Origin of the sequence: Bradyrhizobium sp. WU425, assembly GCF_021052305.1 — a bacterium.
Taxonomy (GTDB): domain Bacteria; phylum Pseudomonadota; class Alphaproteobacteria; order Rhizobiales; family Xanthobacteraceae; genus Bradyrhizobium; species Bradyrhizobium canariense_D.
The window spans coordinates 4,687,134-4,702,403 of the sequence record NZ_CP088089.1 but is presented as its reverse complement, the minus strand read 5'-3'; the positions used below and the strand labels follow the sequence as shown (position 1 = coordinate 4,702,403).

Below are 15,270 nucleotides of genomic sequence, written 5' to 3'. Positions count from 1 at the left end.
TTTGCCGTTTTCAAGGATCCAGCCATGCAACGCTTTTCTGTTTCGTGCTCCGGTCGCGAGACATTCCCGGTCGTCGACACGGCAAACAAGAGCGTTTCTGGAGTTACGTCATGAAGGTCAAGCTCGGTTCGACGACGCGGCTGCAAAACAGCAGCAGCATTCACAACAAGATGTCAGGTGGGGCAATGTCGGGCTTTGGACGGTTTTCGAACGGACGGGCCGCGCTGCTGGCTTTGGCATCAACCGGATTGGTCGGGATCGCGGTCCCGGCGTTGGGACAGGATGCGACCTGGCTGGCCAACCCTGGCACTGCCGACTACAACACCGCCGCAAACTGGGCCCCGGCGACGGTGCCAGTCGGCACCGCATTGTTTGGCAGCTCGAACACGACCGCGCTGACGCTCTCGGCCGACACCACGGTCGGCGGTTGGACCTTCAGTCCAGGCGCCTCGAACTATGTTCTCGACAACCACAACTTCCTTCAAACTCTCACTTTCAGCGGTGCCGGCATTAGCGTTCAGGGCGGCAGCGCTACGATCACCAACAGCGGCTTCCGGAGCTCCATCGCTTTCAACGGCAGCAGCTCGGCGGGCGGCGCCACCATCACTAACACTGCAAACGGCATCACGATCGGTTTCAACGACAGCAGCACGGCCGGCAGCGCCACCATCACCAACAGCTTCAGCAGCACCATCAGTTTCGCTAACAGCAGCACGGCCGGCAGCGCCGCCATTACCAACGGTGGCGGTTCGACTTCCTGGACGCCAGCACCGCCGGCAGCGCCACCATCATCAACAACAACGGGCTGCAATTCGCTGACACCAGCACAGGCGGCAGCGCCACCATCATCAACAACGGCAGCCTGGAATTCGCTAACTTCGCGACGGGCGGCAACGCCGCCATCACCAACGGCGCTTCGAGCGTTACGGATTTCAGCGACTCGACAGGGCCCAACAATGATCACAAGCTCAGCGCCGGCTCGATCAATGGCGCCGGGCTCTTCAGCCTTGGTCAGAACGAATTGACGGTCGGCGGCAACAACCTCTCCACCAACGTCACCGGTGTCATTGCCGACGGTGGCGCTGTCGGCGGCACCGGCGCCTCACTCGTCAAGGTTGGTACCGGCACGATGACGCTGTCCGCTATCAACACATACACCGGCGCGACCACCGTGAACGGCGGCACGCTGGCGGTCAACGGCGATATCACCTCGGCAAGCGGCGTCATCGTCAACGCCGGCGGCACGCTCGGCGGCATCGGCACGGTCGGCAACACCAACGTCAACGGCGGCACGCTGGCGCCTGGCAATTCGATCGGCACGCTGACGGTCAGCGGCAGCCTGACATTGACGGCGGCATCGACCTATCTGGTGCAGATATCGGGCGCATCGAGCGACATGACGGTTGTGACCGGCACCGCCAACCTTGCGGGCAAGGTCACGGTCGATCCGCTGGCGCGCATCAGCGCAACCACCACCTACACCATCATGATCGCGGGCACCGTCAACGGCGCCTTCGACACGGCAGGCGTTCTCGCCGGCAACAGTTTCGCCCGCAATGCGCGGGTGAGTTATGTCGGCAACGAGGTATTACTGACGGTCGATCCCGGCCTGCTGTCGCCCAACCTGCCCGCCAACGCCAATATCAACCAGAAGAACGTCGCGGCCGGAATCGACAATGCGCTCCTGGCCGGCGCCAACATGCCGGCGGGCTTCAACGCGCTGTTCGCTCTGACCGGCTCCGGTCTCGCCAACGCCCTGACGCAGGTCTCCGGCGAAACCGCGACCGGGTCGCAGCAGTCCACCTTCAATGCGATGAACCAGTTCATGGGGGTGATGACCGATCCGTTCATCGCCGGGCGCGGTGACGGTGCAACCGCCGGCGGCAACGCAACCGGTTACGCCGACGAGCAAGCGCTGGCCTATGCCGCGAGGAAGCGCAGCCCGAACGACGCGCTGGCGGCGATCTATACCAAGGCACCAGCTGCGGTGCCGTTCCAGCAGCGCTGGAGCGTGTGGGCGGCCGGCTTCGGCGGCTCGCAGAAGACCGACGGCAACTCGATCGCCGGCTCGAACAACACCAGCAGCAGCCTCTATGGCACCGCTGTCGGCGCCGACTATCGCATCTCGCGCGACACGCTGGTCGGCTTTGCACTTGCCGGCGGCGGCACCAATTTCAGCGTCGTCAACGGTGGCGGCGGACGCTCCGACCTGTTCCAGGCCGGCGCCTTCGTGCGCCACACGCTCGGCGCGGCTTATCTGTCCGGCGCGCTCGCCTATGGCTGGCAGGACGTCACCACCGATCGCACCGTCACCATCGCCGGCATCGATCGCCTGCGCGCACAGTTCAATGCCAATGCCTATTCGGGTCGCGCCGAGGGCGGTTATCGCTTCGTCGCGCCCGTGATCGGCGGGATTGGCTTCACGCCGTACGCCGCAGGCCAGTTCACCACCTTCGACCTGCCGGCCTATGCGGAAGGTGTCGTCTCGGGCGCCAACACCTTTGCACTCGCTTATAATGCGAAGAGCGTGACCGACGCGCGCAGCGAACTCGGCGTCCGCGCCGACAAATCCTTTGCCATGCAGAGCGCGATGCTGACGCTGCGCGGCCGCGTGGCCTGGGCGCATGATTTCAATCCCGACCGCGGCATCGGTGCGACGTTCCAGACGCTGCCGGGCGCCAGCTTCTTCGTCAACGGCGCGGCGCAGGCTTTCGACTCCGCGCTGGTCACGGCATCCGCCGAAACCAGATGGATGAACGGCTGGTCGACCGCCGCGACATTCGAAGGCGAGTTCTCCAGCGTGACGCGCAGCTACGCCGGCAAGGGCGTGGTGCGATATGCGTGGTGAACCCCTCGGGTGGCAGCGGTGCCGTTGGAAACGATCAAGCAGTGCCATGACTTGATGACGCTCGGCGTGAACTACAAGTTCGACTGAACTCCGTTCGCGGGACGGACCGCTTCGACGTCACGGCGCCGGGCAGGCCGCTCCGGTCTTCACCCAGGCCTCGACCAGCGCGCCGGCCTGCTGTTGCGTGCCCGGCACGGGCGAGCGGCCGAAGCCGGGCTTCCAGGCCCAGCCGACGAGGGTGTCCTTGCCGATATGGTCGATCAGGTCTTCCACCTTGCGCCCGCCATTGCGCGCGGGATCCCTGATCTGCTCGCAGATCTCGCCGACGGTCTTGCCCTCCCAGGCCATCTCGCGCGGGGCGAGATGCCATTCGGGATGGCCGGGTATGCGGCCGGGCTCGAAATTGGCCTTCTGGTGGCAGGTGTTGCAGCGCATCGCCTCGAGCCCGTGGCCGTCAGCGCCGCGCGTCACCGGCGGCTGATGCAGGCGGGCATTGTCGCCCTGGTGCGGCCTGTCGCCGGCCGGATGGCAATTGGTGCAACGCGGATGCGTCAGCACCTTGCCGAGCTCGGTGAAGATTGCGGCCGAGCGCTTCTCTGTGTCGCCGATCGAGGCAAAGCTCTCGGGCGAGGCGAGGGCGTGACCTGCCGTCTCCGACGCCGCGTAGCCTGCACCGAAACTGCCGGCGAGGGCGGCGACCACGGCAATCATCTTGAACCGCACGTCGGAGATCATGATGCGCGTCACTTGGTGGCCATGAGGTAGCGCTTCGAGTCGGCGAGGATCACGTCGCGCACCGCCTCGTGATATTTGACGTAGCCGGTGCAGCGACAGAGATGACCGTCGAGCGCACCCGCGATGGTCTGCTCCAGCGCCTCGCGCGCGACCGGTGTCCGCGACAGGCGCTCCAGCAGGACCTGGCCCTCATTGAGGAAGCCGGCGGTGCAATAGCCGCACTGAAAGGCGAAATGCTCGATGAAGGCCTTTTGCAGGGTCGAGAGCTCGCCGTCCCGCGCGTGCCCCTCGACGGTGCGGATCGACTTGCCGTCGAAATTCACGGCCGGCGCGACGCAGGTCGGGCTGGTGGTGCTGGTGCCGTCGGGCGCATCGATGATGACGGCGCAGCTCAGGCATTGCGCGGCGCCGCAGCCGAACTTGGTGCCGGTCATTCCCAGCATCTCGCGCAGAAAATCGTTCATCGAGAGATCGTCGCGGACGTCCATCGGGCCGTGCTTCTGGCCGTTGATGGTGAGGCTGAGGGTCGTCACGCGAGCACTCCCTTCAACAGGCTTGCGGTGACCGGCAGCGCACGGAAGCGATGGCCGGTGGCGTCGTGGATGGCGTTGATCAGCGCCGGCACGATCGGGATCATCACGACCTCCGCCATGCCCTTCGGCGCTTCGTCTGGTACTAGCGGCTTCAGCATCTCGATCTCGAGATCGCGGAGCGGCAGGTCGGAGCCGCGTGCGACCAGATAGCGCCCGAGATTCCATTCGCCGTTGCCGGGGCCGCCCTCGAACGGTGGGAGGGTTTCGAGCAGCGCGTAGCCGACGCCCATGGCGAAGCCGCCCTCGGCCTGGCCCATCACGACCTCGGGCACGAGCGCGGTGCCGCATTCGAACACACTGTAGGCCTTGGCGATGCGCAAGCTCCCGGTTGCGCGCTCGATCTCGACGCGGACGACCGTGCCGCACATCGAGGTGTAGGCGGTGCCAATCCGGTTGTTGTCGGTCGGCGGAAACTTGACGCTGGTGCGGTTGATCCGCTCGAACTTGCCGTTGCCTTTGCGGATCGCCAGCGCATCGATCTCGGCGCGGTATTGCTCGCCGGACACCGGGAAGCGTGCCCGCGACCACGCCCAGCGCGAGAAGCTGTGCGCAACCGCACCGGTGACGAAGCCGCGCGCGTGAGCTGTTGCGGCCAGTACCGGCAGCGCCAGCGGTTCGAGGCCGGGCATGGTGAGCTGGCCGTTCTGCCAGCTTGCGGCGTCCCATTGCCCCGCGCGCCGATCGGTCTTTGCGACGCGCCACAGCTCAAGCGCCGCGGGCCACAGGCCGAAGCGGAAAATCACGCGGGCGGCTTCCGCGGCCGAATGCGTGCCGACATGCGCGCCGATCGAGGAGCTCGTCGGCGAGCTGATCGCGGGCACCCAGCGCGGATTTTTCTCCGCGGCGTCCTGGGTCTTCTGGTCCATGGTGGAGGGATCGCCTGATGTGACCAGCCCGAGCATGTCATAGCTGTCGACGCGAGCGACCGAGACCTCGTCGGCGATGGCGCCGAGATGGCCGGCGACCCGGTTGGCCAGCGCCGTCCCGATGCCGTTGCCCATCTCGACGTGATCGCAATAGATGACGATCCTGCCGTCGGGGGCGAGCTCAACGCGTCCGAGCGAGCCGTCCGCACCGGAGCCATAGTCTTTCGTCACGCAGGCAACGCCGGTGCCGACCAGCCGATCCGACGAGGTCTGCTTGAACTGTGCCCGCTGCTGCCAGATCGGGTGCTTCTCGAGCTTGTCGAGGATTTCGGGCGTGCGCACCGAGACGATGTAGGGATTGCCCGTCATGGTCCGACCGTTCTGCGGCAGCGCGTTACGCCGCCGGAATTCGATCGGGTCGCGCTTGAGCTCGGAGGCGGCTTCGTCGATCAGGACCTCCAGCGCCGTCATGGCTTGCAGGATGCCGTAGCCCCGCATCGAGCCTGCGCTCACGCCGCGCGAGTGCACCGCGACGGTCCTGACGTCGACCTTCGGAATGTCGTAGATGCCGATCGCGCCGGTGGCTGCGACGACGGCGACGCTGGCCGAGAAATGGGCGAGCCCGCCGCCGTCGAGCACGTGATCGGCAGCGAACCCCTTGATCTTGCCGGTCGCGCGATCGATGCCGATGCGCGAGCGCATCTTGATCGCGTGGCGTTTGATGCCGGCCTGAAACTGCTGGTAACGGTCATGCGCCAGCCGCACCGGCTTGCCGGGAAAGCAGACCGCCGCGAGCGCCACATACAGAATGAAAGGCGTGTGATCGCGGCCACCAAAGCCGCCGCCGACATGGGCGAACTGCGCGTTGATGTGTGCCGGCTTGTAGGGCGCGCGGGCCTTGCCGAAGAGATGCGCGATCGACTCCGCCGCTTCGTAGGGCGACTGGACGCCGAGCAGCAGTTCGAGATTGCCGCCCTTGCCGTCGTACCAGGCGAGCCCGCATTCCGGCTCCAGGAACATCGGGTCGACCGATTGCGTCTCGAACTCGCGGTCGAGCACCAGCATGGATGGGTCATCCGCTGCAAGCTCGGCGCGGATCTGCTCGCCATATTTCGCCGCCTTGGCGTAATCCGCCGGCGTGTCCTTCGCGAGCGGCGACCACACCGGCAGCGCCGCGCTCTGCACCTTCTTGGGCGAGACCCAGCCGGCCTGGAGCGGCGAATAGACGTCCGGTTGGTCAGGCGAGGGACCTGCCACGCGGGTGAAGCGGAAGGCCCCGTAATCGGGCACCACGACAGGCCCGGTCTCCTCGCCGAATTGGACGAACGTGCCGTCGCGGAGCGCGAGACGCGCCTGGTCGAAGGCATCGAACTTTTCGAAGATCAAAAGCGCGACCGGCTGCCCGAGATAAAGCGGCGTCTTGCCGATCGGACAGAACAGGTCGCCCGCATAGAATTCCGGCACCTGCGTCCCGATCCGATCGAGATCGGCGGCTGTCACTACCACCGACGGCTTGAGCGCGCCGCCGAGGCGGCCGAGGTCCAGCCCGGTATAGACATGCGTGGCGTCATTGGCGCGGACCAGGATGGCGTGCGAGGTGGCTTGCGGCCAGCCCGGCAGGTCGTTGGCGCGGAAGTCGGACGCGTAAAGCTTCGCACCGGTGACCTTGGCGACGCCGTCGACACGGCCGGCGCCCGTTGTCGCGGGATTGAACTTGCCGCGTCCAGGCAGCGTTTCGTGCGCTGCGAAGGGAACGCCCGCCGCGGACGCCAGATGTGACAGGCTGACCGAGATGCCTCCCGCCGATAACCACTTCACGAACTCACGTCGCGAAGGCGTCATGATCAGATCCTTGGACAGAGTTTCGAGAACATCGGGATGCTGGCAGCATTCGATGTACGCAGGCCACGGACCCGCGCGAGCGCCGAATCCGTTACGATTCATTGACGATAGAACGGGCGAGGAGGTTTACAACCAATGAATGTGATACGCTTACGGCTCGAATTGCGGTTTCGAGCTTGCTTTAAAATCGAATCGAACGGAAGACCGTCAGGCAACAGGGGGCGAAATGCAAATGCAGCACGATTCGAACGGTGCAGCTTCAGTCACCAGCGTGACAGGGACTATGACATTGTCGCGCCGCCAGTTGCTCGATTGCGGTCTCAAAGCCGGCGCGTTGTCGCTGTTCGCAGGTGCCGCGAACGCCCAGCACGCCGTGCACGACCATGCTGGCATGTCCCACACCGCGGACATGTCGCCGACCATGGGGATGGTCGCTGAAACGCCCGTTCCTGCCATGGACCAGGCGCTGGTCGAGCCCGAGGTGCGGCGGTCCGTCAATGGCGTGCTGAGCACGACGTTGCGGGTCGGCTACGCCTATCGCCAGATCGGCGGCGTCCGGCTCTATGTCAGATCCTATGACGGCGGCAGCCCCGGCCCGACCTTGCGCATGAAGCCCGGCGAAACCCTGCGCATCAAGATGATCAACGATTTGCCACCGAACCGCGATGGATTGCCGGCCGACATCAGCCATCCGCACCAGTTCAACAACACCAATTTCCACTTCCACGGCGCGCATACCAGCCCGAGCGGGATTTCCGACAACGTCATGCGCTCAATGGCGCCGGGCCGCAGCTACAACATCGAAATCACCCTGCCGGCCGACCACACCAGGGGCACCTACTGGTATCACCCGCATCACCACGGCAGCGCCGACATCCAGATGTCCTCCGGCATGGTCGGCGCCGTCGTCATCGAGGGCGATTTCGCCGACGTCCCCGAGATCGCGACAGCCCGCGAACGCCTCATGGTGCTGACCCAGGTGGTCTACGATGCCAACGGCATGGTCGAAAATTTCGAGACGCTGTTTCCCGAGACTGCGACGCGCTTTCTCGCCATCAACGGCCAGCGCCGGCCAATGATCGAGATGCGGCCCGGCGAGGTGCAGCGTTGGCGCATCCTCAACGCCGCCTATCAGGACGACATGCTGCTCGACCTCGAAAAGCACGATCTGCATGCGATCGCCTATGACGGCATCCAGCTCGGTGCCATGCAGCCGCTCAAGCAGGTCCTGATCGCGCCGGGGCAGCGCGCCGACATTCTGGTGAAAGCAGGCAGCCCCGGCACCTACGCCTTCAACGCGGCGCCCTACGACCAGGGGCATCCTTCGCCGGTGGGGCCTCTGGCGCGGGTCGTGGTGTCAGGCGCGCCGATGGACATGCAGCTGCCGCGCGCCCTGCCACCAGCGCCGCTCGCGACCATCAAGGACTCCGAGATCACCAACCGCCGCAAGGTGGTGCTGTCGGCCACCGCGCCGGAGGCCGATGCCGCCGGCCATTGGCAGGAATTCGAGTTCTTCGTCGACGGCAAGAAGTTCGACCCCGGCCGCATCGATCAGCGGGTCAAGCTGGGCGCGGTCGAGGAGTGGACCATCGTCAATACGCATGAGCATGACGACCACGTCTTCCACATCCACACCAACCCGTTCCAGGTGATCTCGGCCAACGGCAAGGCGCTGGCGGTGCCGGAATGGCGGGATTCCGTGATCGTGGAGCGCAAGGGCGGCGTGGTCGTGTTCCGCTCGCGCTTTATCGATTTCACCGGTGTCTACATGCTCCACTGCCACATGATGAACCACGAGGAGATGGGCATGATGCAGACGGTCGAGGTCTACAAGCCGTAAGCTTCTGGGAGGACGCCTCTCACCAGGCGTATCTGACCACGCCCTTGCCGGCGTAGGAGCGCGTGACCTCGGAGAACTCGCCCTCGAAGGTGCCTGCCGCAGACCAGCCGTTCATCCATTTCATTTCGAGGGACGCCGTCGTCAGCGCGGACTCGCTGGCCTGCCTTGCGCCGTTGACGGTGAAGCTGGCGCCGGGCAGCGCCTGGAAGGTGGAGTTGATGGCGTGGTCCGGGTTGAAGTCGTGCGCCCAGGCCGCACGGCCTCGCAGCGAGAGGATCGCGTTCGGCATCGCCCAGGATCTGTCGGCGCGGACGCCGAGTTCGCTTCGGGTGTCGGTGACGCTCTTCGAGCCGTAGGCCAGCGCAAAGGTGTTGGTGCCGGAGACGACGGACTCGGCGTAGGCCGGCAGGTCGAAGGTGGTGAACTGCCCGGCCGCATAGGGCGTGAGGCCGACGCCGCCGATCCACGGCGTCACGAAGCGGTAGCCGCCTTCGAGGCGTCCCGACCAGGCGTTCGCATTGAACTGCGCGCGCAGGTGATCGACGCCGGCAATCGTCACGGTGCGGTCAGTGGTGACATCCTGCCAGCCATAGGCCAGCGCGCCCGAGACGTAGGCCGCGCCGAGCGTGTGGCGCACGAAGGCGCCGGCCTGGAACAGGTCGGAGCGACCGCTGCCGCCATTGACGACGTTGAAACTGCTGCCGCCACCGGCGAGCGCAAAGCCTGCGACGGTGTTGGGTGAAAGGATATAGTCGGCACCGGCCGCCATGCCGAAGATGCGGCTGGTGCTGGTGTTGGAGCCTGCCGCGAGGTTGCCATCGGTGGTTTGCGCGCCGCCGAAGCCGGCCGCCCACACGCTCCAGCGCGGATCGTAATTGCTCCGCAGCGGCGCCTTGCTGTAGATCGCGGCATAAGCGTCGCGCTCGTTCTTGCTGCGCGGCTTGCCTGACGAGGCGTAGGCGTTGGCGGCAACATTATCCTCGGCATAGGCCGGCGCATGGACGCCGTCGCCGCGTCCGGGCGTGAACGGATCGGTCATGATGCTCATGAACTGGGTCATGGCGTTGAAAGTGGTCTGCTGCGACCCCGTCGCGGTCTCGCCCGAGGCCTGGGTCAGGCCGGCCGGTGTCAGCCCGCTATAGACCAGCGGAATGCCGCCATTGGTGTTGAAGTAGCCGACGATGGCATTGCCGACCCCGTTCTGGTTGCCAGTCAAACTGCCGCCTGGCGGGACGAAGTTCAGGACCAGGTTCAGATAGGCGTGGGTGGGATCATAGCTCAGCGTCGTATGGAAGTTCGTGGGCAGGTTGGTGTCGACCACCGCTCCGAACGTGCCGCTGACGCTGCCTGCTGTGAGGATCGTGTACTGCGTGGCGACGTAGCTGCCATTGGCGTAGGTCGCGTTCACCGTGGCGCCGCCGAGCGTGGCCGAACCCGTCACGCCGATGAAGCTCGAAGTCGTCGGATTGATCTGCACCATGTAGATGGCGCCGGACTGAAGGGCGAGACTGCCGGTTACGTTCAGCGACGTGCCTGCGGCGCCGTTGCCCGCCGCCAGGGTGCCGCCGGTGTTGATAACCGTATTGCCGACGGTGCCGACGCCCGACAGCGTGGCGCCGCTGCTGACGGCGGTCAGCACCGACGATGCGATCGAGCCGTTCACCACAAGCTCGCCTGCGTTGACAGTCGTGCCGCCGGTGTAGGTGTTGGTGCCCGACAGTGTCAGCGTGCCGGTGCCCTGCTTGGAGACCAATCCGCTGCCGCCGATGGCGCTGCCAAAGGTGACCGCATCCGAGCGGTTGAAAATTAGCGCCGCGTTGTTGGTGATGTTGCCGAGGACCGAGCCTGTGGTGCCGCCGTTGCCGATCTGCAAGGTTCCAGCGGAAATCGTGGTGCCGCCAGCGTAGGTGTTGGTGCCCGACAGCGTCAGCATGCCGGTGCCGGTCTTGACCAGCGCACCGCCGATTCCTTGGATCGTACCAGCAACTGTGGTCGACTGGTTGTTGCCGCCAACCGTGATCGTTTTTGTGCCAAAGTTGAACGTGCCCGTGCCACTGATCGAGCCGGCAGTCGTCCCCGCGGATGTTAGGGTCGAGAAATCAACGACACTGCCCGCAAAAGTCCTCAGAGTGGCATTGCCGCCACTGCTCGTATCGAAAAACTGGACCAATTGCAGGGTGACATCGGCGCTGCTGGCTGTGCTGTTATTGAAGAATTGCAGAACGCCACTGCCGTTGAATGCGGCGCTGCCGGCGCTGCTCGCGTTGCTGAACGTGGCGGTGCTGTTCACCAAGATCCTTGCAGTGCCGGCTGAGCTGGTGTCCTTGAACACCACAGCGGGGCTGCCGCTGAAGGCGTTGATTTGCGCGTTCCCGGCCGTGCTAGAATTGTTGAAATAGATCCTGTTGGCAGCGCCACCGCCGCCTAAGCTAATGCGGGAATTACCGGCCGTGCTGGTGTCGTAAAAGTTGACGCTGCCGCCGTTCTGGATGTCAAATTGAGTTGCAGGAGCAGCTCCTGCGCCGGCCGTGCTGCTGTTGTAGAAATTCAGAGCATTTGTGTCGTTGCGTATAAAGACTTGGCCGCCCTGGGCATTGATACCAGCGTCGATGAAGGAAAGAGACCGGCTATTGGTGAAGTGGTAAGTCGACGCGCCGCTGTTGAAGGTCCAGCCGCCGAAGCTGGCGTCGGCCGAGAATGAAACTGCCGTCGTGCTGGAGGTGCCAAAGAACGCGGTGCCAGTTGGCACCACGGCCGGGCTCCAATTGGCGGCGGTGTTGAAGTCGCCCGTGCCTGGGCTGGTCGACCAGGTCGAATCTGCGGCCTGCGCCGCCGCCGTACCGGCCAGCGTCGCCGCCAAGGCAGTCGAAGCCAGCCACGCTGCCCGCTTGGTTGAAATCCGCCGAAATCCCGACACTTGCCCACCTGACGTCTTGTTGACTGCCAGGCCATTGGCGGCACGACATGGCGACGCTATCGGAGTGGAACCCCTGGAACAATGAACCGTTGTTCGCAGCCGAGGCCATTGCTGGCGGCGTGCGTCATTTCAGCCACAGGCAGCAACTTCGGCGTGCGGCCAAGGTTCTCTCCGAGCAGACAACACGGGCTCGGCCAGGCTTCCCCTGGCGGCCTGCATGGCCTATGACGCTGCAACGCAACAATCCCCCAAAAAGACCTCATGATCCGCCTCGACAACGTCAGCAAGCAAGCCGGCCACCAGATCCTGTTCATCGAAGCGTCCGCCGCCCTCAACAAGGGCGAGAAGATCGGGCTCGTCGGCCCGAACGGCGCGGGCAAGACCACGCTGTTCCGGATGATCGCCGGCGAGGAACTGCCCGATGAGGGGCAGGTCTCGACCGATCGCGGCATCACCATCGGCTATTTCAACCAGGATGTCGGCGAGATGGCCGGCCGCAGCGCCGTGGCCGAGGTCATGGACGGGGCGGGACCGGTGAGTGCGGTGGCCGCCGAGCTGCGCGAGCTCGAGACCGCGATGGCCGATCCCGACAAGGCCGACCAGATGGACGAGATCATCGCGCGGTACGGCGAGGTGCAGCACGCGTTCGAGGAGCTCGACGGCTACGCGCTCGACGGCCGTGCGCGCGAGGCGCTATCCGGCCTCGGCTTCAGCCAGGAGATGATGGACGGCGACGTCGGAAAACTCTCCGGCGGCTGGAAGATGCGCGTGGCGCTGGCGCGTATTCTCTTGATGCGTCCCGACGTCATGCTGCTCGACGAACCCAGCAACCATCTCGATCTAGAAAGCCTGATCTGGCTGGAGAAGTTCTTGCACGACTACGAAGGCACGCTGCTGATGACCTCGCACGACCGCGAGTTTATCAACCGCGTGATCTCGAAAGTGGTCGAGATCGATTCCGGCTCGCTTACGACCTACGCCGGCAATTACGAATTCTACGAGCAGCAGCGGGCGTTGAGCGAGAAGCAGCAACAGGCGCAGTTCGAGCGCCAGCAGGCCATGCTCGCCAAGGAGATCAAATTCATCGAGCGGTTCAAGGCGCGCGCATCTCATGCGGCGCAGGTTCAGAGCCGGGTGAAGAAGCTCGACAAGATCGAGCGGGTGGAGCCGCCGCGCCGCCGCCAGACGGTGGCGTTCGACTTCCCACCGGCGCCGCGCTCGGGCGAGGACGTCGTTGCGCTCAAAAAGGTCTTCAAGGGCTACGGCAGCAAGCGGATCTATGACGGGCTCGATTTCATGATCCGCCGCAGGGAGCGCTGGTGCGTGATGGGCGTCAACGGCGCCGGCAAATCGACGCTACTCAAGCTCGTCGCCGGTGCGAGCGAGCCGGACGAGGGCACCGTTGCAGTCGGCGGCAGCGTCAAAATGGGCTATTTCGCGCAGCACGCGATGGATTTGCTCGACGGCGAGCAGACGGTGTTCGAGTCACTCGAATATGCGTTTCCGACCGCGGGGCAGGGCTCCCTGCGCGCGCTCGCCGGCTGCTTCGGCTTCTCCGGCGACGACGTCGAGAAGCGCTGCCGCGTGCTCTCGGGCGGCGAGAAGGCGCGCCTGGTGATGGCCAAGATGCTGTTCGATCCCCCGAACTTCCTGGTGCTGGACGAGCCGACCAACCATCTCGACCTCGCCACCAAGGAGATGCTGATTACGGCGCTGTCGGATTTCGAGGGCACCATGCTGTTCGTCTCGCATGACCGGCATTTTCTCAGCGTCCTGTCGAACCGCGTGCTGGAGCTGACGCCCGAAGGCATCCACCAGTTCGGCGGCGGCTACACCGAATATGTCGCGCGCACGGGGCAGGAAGCGCCGGGGTTGCGGTCGTAGTGATCGGCGGTAGCCCGGATGGAGCGAAGCGTAATCCGGGTTTCGTGCCGCGTGGCTAGTCGTGCGCTGCGGATGGTCCGGCCCCGGATGTCGCTTCGCTCATCCGGGCGACAGGAGTCCGTGGAAATCTCGTAGCCCGGATGGAGCGTAAGCGTAATCCGGGTCAGTCTTCGCGTTCGCCGAAGCTACCAACTATCTCTCCAGCTCCTCCCCAATCGGGCGGAAGCACGCCTTCGCGGACGTAGCGGTGAAGCGATGAATGCGGCCAGTCTGCCGGCGAAGAGACATACCCGTGCTTGGCCGGGTTAAAGTGGATGTAGTCGGCGCAGCGTTCGAAATCGGCGTCGTCACGAATCGTGTGCTCCCAAAACCGCCTTTGCCACAGAGAGAACTCCCCCCGACGATTGCGGGAGATGGGGGCACCTGAAACAGCCAGTTGATGCGTGAAGGAGCTCTTGATCCGCCGCCATCGGCCGGAAAAATCAGCGTCATTGTCCGGCAGCGTCATGATGACGTGCAGATGATCAGGGAGGACCACGATTGCTTCGATCGTGAATGGCCTTTCAGCGCGCGCCACCCGGAATGCGTGGCGCAGCTTGTCCACATGATCGACCAACACGGATGATCTTCGATCATCCAGCGTCACGGTGAAAAAGAAGGTCCCACCAGGGAGAAGATTGCGCCGATAGCGAACCACGCGAGCACCTTCCCGGATTACGCTTCGCTCCATCCGGGCTACAACCAGATCGAGAGATTTGCAATCCATTCGCTTGCTTGCACGTTTCAGGGGCTCTCGCTACGCTGTTTCAAAAAAGCGGAGCGAAATAGCCATGAAGCAACTCCGGATCGGCGACATCACCATCGATGCGGTGATCGAGCGGGAGGGGCCGTGGCGGCGGCCGCAGGATTTTTTCCCGGCTTATGACGAGGGTGTGTTCAGGCACCATCTGCCGACCATGGAGCCGGAGGTGTTCGATGCCGCGCGCGGCATGATGGTCATCACCTATCAGACCTTCGTGGTGCGCACGCCGCGCTATACCATCCTGGTCGACACCTGCACCGGCGAGGACAAGGGCCATCCGCCGCCGTTCGATTTTCCCGGCAAGGAACGCTGGCGCAACGAGCTGTTCGCGCTCGGCATCGGCTTCGAGCAGATCGACTACGTGTTCTGCACGCATCTTCATATCGACCACACCGGCTGGAACACGACCTTGCGCGATGGCCGTTGGGTGCCGACGTTTCCGAATGCGAAATACGTCTTCCACAAGGGTGAATATGCGGCCTGGGAGGCCGAGCATGCCAAGGGCCGCAACCCGCCCGGCACCGTGTTTCGCGACAATTGCCTGCCGATCGTCGAGGCAGGCCAAGCGCTGCTGGTCGATGACGATTACGCGCTCGACGACACCGTCACGCTGACGCCGACGCCGGGGCATTCGCCCTGCCATTGCTGCGTGAACATCTTTTCGAAGGGGCGCCGCGCGGTGGTCGCCGGCGACCTCATGCATCATCAGATCCAGTGCCGCGAGCCGGACTGGTCGGCCAAGCCGGATTGGGATGCGAAGCAGTCCGCGGTGTCGCGGCGAAAGTTTTTTGCTTCCGTCGCCGACACCGACACGCTGATCCTGCCGATTCATTTCCCGGCGCCGACGGTCGGGCTGATCAGGCCGCTCGGCGCCGCCTTTGATTATCGTTTCAAGCGGGATTGACCACTGGGTCGCCGTCATGGCCGGGCTTGTCCCGGCCAT

12 protein-coding genes are annotated in these 15,270 nt (G+C 64.6%); 7 read left to right on the top strand and 5 right to left on the bottom strand.

The features are described from left to right. Positions 1-110 precede the first annotated feature (110 nt). Together BcanWU425_RS22880 and BcanWU425_RS22875 are read left to right on the top strand one after the other, a co-directional pair. On the top strand, positions 111-1,025 hold the full coding sequence (locus BcanWU425_RS22880) for a hypothetical protein (RefSeq protein WP_204511031.1): 915 nt from the start codon (positions 111-113) through the stop codon (positions 1,023-1,025). Further along, complete coding sequence (locus BcanWU425_RS22875) at positions 1,022-2,848, top strand: autotransporter domain-containing protein (protein WP_204511032.1); 1,827 nt, start codon at positions 1,022-1,024, stop codon at positions 2,846-2,848. The genes BcanWU425_RS22880 and BcanWU425_RS22875 overlap by 4 nt, the downstream gene beginning before the upstream one ends. A gap of 117 nt (positions 2,849-2,965) precedes the next feature. Here BcanWU425_RS22875 and BcanWU425_RS22870 read toward each other — a convergent pair whose 3' ends face one another. Genes BcanWU425_RS22870 through BcanWU425_RS22860 form a run of 3 tightly spaced genes read right to left on the bottom strand, consistent with a single transcriptional unit; the run spans position 2,966 to position 6,884 of the window. Further along, on the bottom strand, positions 2,966-3,583 hold the full coding sequence (locus tag BcanWU425_RS22870; protein WP_018456341.1) for a hypothetical protein: 618 nt from the start codon (positions 3,581-3,583) through the stop codon (positions 2,966-2,968). A gap of 8 nt (positions 3,584-3,591) precedes the next feature. After that, positions 3,592-4,116 (bottom strand): (2Fe-2S)-binding protein, encoded by a 525-nt coding sequence (locus BcanWU425_RS22865; protein ID WP_204511033.1) that lies wholly within the window; start codon positions 4,114-4,116, stop codon positions 3,592-3,594. Continuing rightward, positions 4,113-6,884, bottom strand: coding sequence for a xanthine dehydrogenase family protein molybdopterin-binding subunit (locus tag BcanWU425_RS22860; protein WP_204511034.1), 2,772 nt, complete (start codon positions 6,882-6,884; stop codon positions 4,113-4,115). Before BcanWU425_RS22860 ends, BcanWU425_RS22865 begins: the two co-directional genes overlap by 4 nt. Positions 6,885-7,116: 232 nt before the next feature. Here BcanWU425_RS22860 and BcanWU425_RS22855 point away from each other — a divergent pair, with 232 nt between their 5' ends. Then, positions 7,117-8,724 (top strand): multicopper oxidase family protein, encoded by a 1,608-nt coding sequence (locus tag BcanWU425_RS22855; protein WP_231188572.1) that lies wholly within the window; start codon positions 7,117-7,119, stop codon positions 8,722-8,724. A 19-nt stretch (positions 8,725-8,743) separates the two neighbouring features. Here the strand turns inward: BcanWU425_RS22855 and BcanWU425_RS22850 are convergent, their stop codons facing one another. Continuing rightward, positions 8,744-10,657, bottom strand: coding sequence for an autotransporter family protein (locus BcanWU425_RS22850; RefSeq protein WP_051112997.1), 1,914 nt, complete (start codon positions 10,655-10,657; stop codon positions 8,744-8,746). Between BcanWU425_RS22850 and BcanWU425_RS22845 the strand changes: the two genes are divergently transcribed. The 3 genes from BcanWU425_RS22845 to BcanWU425_RS22835 all read left to right on the top strand — a co-directional run bounded on the left by BcanWU425_RS22845 (position 10,656) and on the right by BcanWU425_RS22835 (position 13,525). Continuing rightward, entirely contained in the window at positions 10,656-11,123 is a 468-nt protein-coding gene (locus BcanWU425_RS22845) for a hypothetical protein (RefSeq protein ID WP_157642966.1), read from the top strand. The genes BcanWU425_RS22850 and BcanWU425_RS22845 overlap by 2 nt on opposite strands. Positions 11,124-11,384: 261 nt before the next feature. Beyond that, positions 11,385-11,726, top strand: a complete 342-nt coding sequence (locus BcanWU425_RS22840; RefSeq protein ID WP_157642967.1) for a hypothetical protein — start codon at positions 11,385-11,387, stop codon at positions 11,724-11,726. A 176-nt stretch (positions 11,727-11,902) separates the two neighbouring features. Continuing rightward, positions 11,903-13,525 (top strand): ABC-F family ATP-binding cassette domain-containing protein, encoded by a 1,623-nt coding sequence (locus BcanWU425_RS22835; RefSeq protein WP_204511036.1) that lies wholly within the window; start codon positions 11,903-11,905, stop codon positions 13,523-13,525. A 163-nt stretch (positions 13,526-13,688) separates the two neighbouring features. Here the strand turns inward: BcanWU425_RS22835 and BcanWU425_RS22830 are convergent, their stop codons facing one another. Next, entirely contained in the window at positions 13,689-14,222 is a 534-nt protein-coding gene (locus tag BcanWU425_RS22830) for an REP-associated tyrosine transposase (RefSeq protein WP_026233149.1), read from the bottom strand. 133 nt (positions 14,223-14,355) lie between these two features. On the opposite strand from BcanWU425_RS22830, the gene BcanWU425_RS22825 reads away from it, so the two are divergent. Then, the gene (locus BcanWU425_RS22825) at positions 14,356-15,231 is read left to right on the top strand and encodes an MBL fold metallo-hydrolase (protein WP_018456348.1); all 876 of its coding nucleotides are present in this window, start codon (positions 14,356-14,358) and stop codon (positions 15,229-15,231) included. Positions 15,232-15,270: the final 39 nt, after the last annotated feature.

Excerpts from the sequence above, each read along its gene's own strand:
- BcanWU425_RS22845 (WP_157642966.1), top strand. The coding sequence starts at position 10,656 with ATGCCGGTGCCGGTCTTGACCAGCGCACCGCCGATTCCTTGGATCGTA.
- BcanWU425_RS22870 (WP_018456341.1), bottom strand. The coding sequence starts at position 3,583 with ATGATCTCCGACGTGCGGTTCAAGATGATTGCCGTGGTCGCCGCCCTC.
- BcanWU425_RS22855 (WP_231188572.1), top strand. The coding sequence starts at position 7,117 with ATGCAGCACGATTCGAACGGTGCAGCTTCAGTCACCAGCGTGACAGGG.
- BcanWU425_RS22850 (WP_051112997.1), bottom strand. The coding sequence starts at position 10,657 with ATGCTGACGCTGTCGGGCACCAACACCTACGCTGGCGGCACCACGATT.
- BcanWU425_RS22860 (WP_204511034.1), bottom strand. The coding sequence starts at position 6,884 with ATGACGCCTTCGCGACGTGAGTTCGTGAAGTGGTTATCGGCGGGAGGC.
- BcanWU425_RS22825 (WP_018456348.1), top strand. The coding sequence starts at position 14,356 with ATGAAGCAACTCCGGATCGGCGACATCACCATCGATGCGGTGATCGAG.
- BcanWU425_RS22880 (WP_204511031.1), top strand. The coding sequence starts at position 111 with ATGAAGGTCAAGCTCGGTTCGACGACGCGGCTGCAAAACAGCAGCAGC.
- BcanWU425_RS22835 (WP_204511036.1), top strand. The coding sequence starts at position 11,903 with ATGATCCGCCTCGACAACGTCAGCAAGCAAGCCGGCCACCAGATCCTG.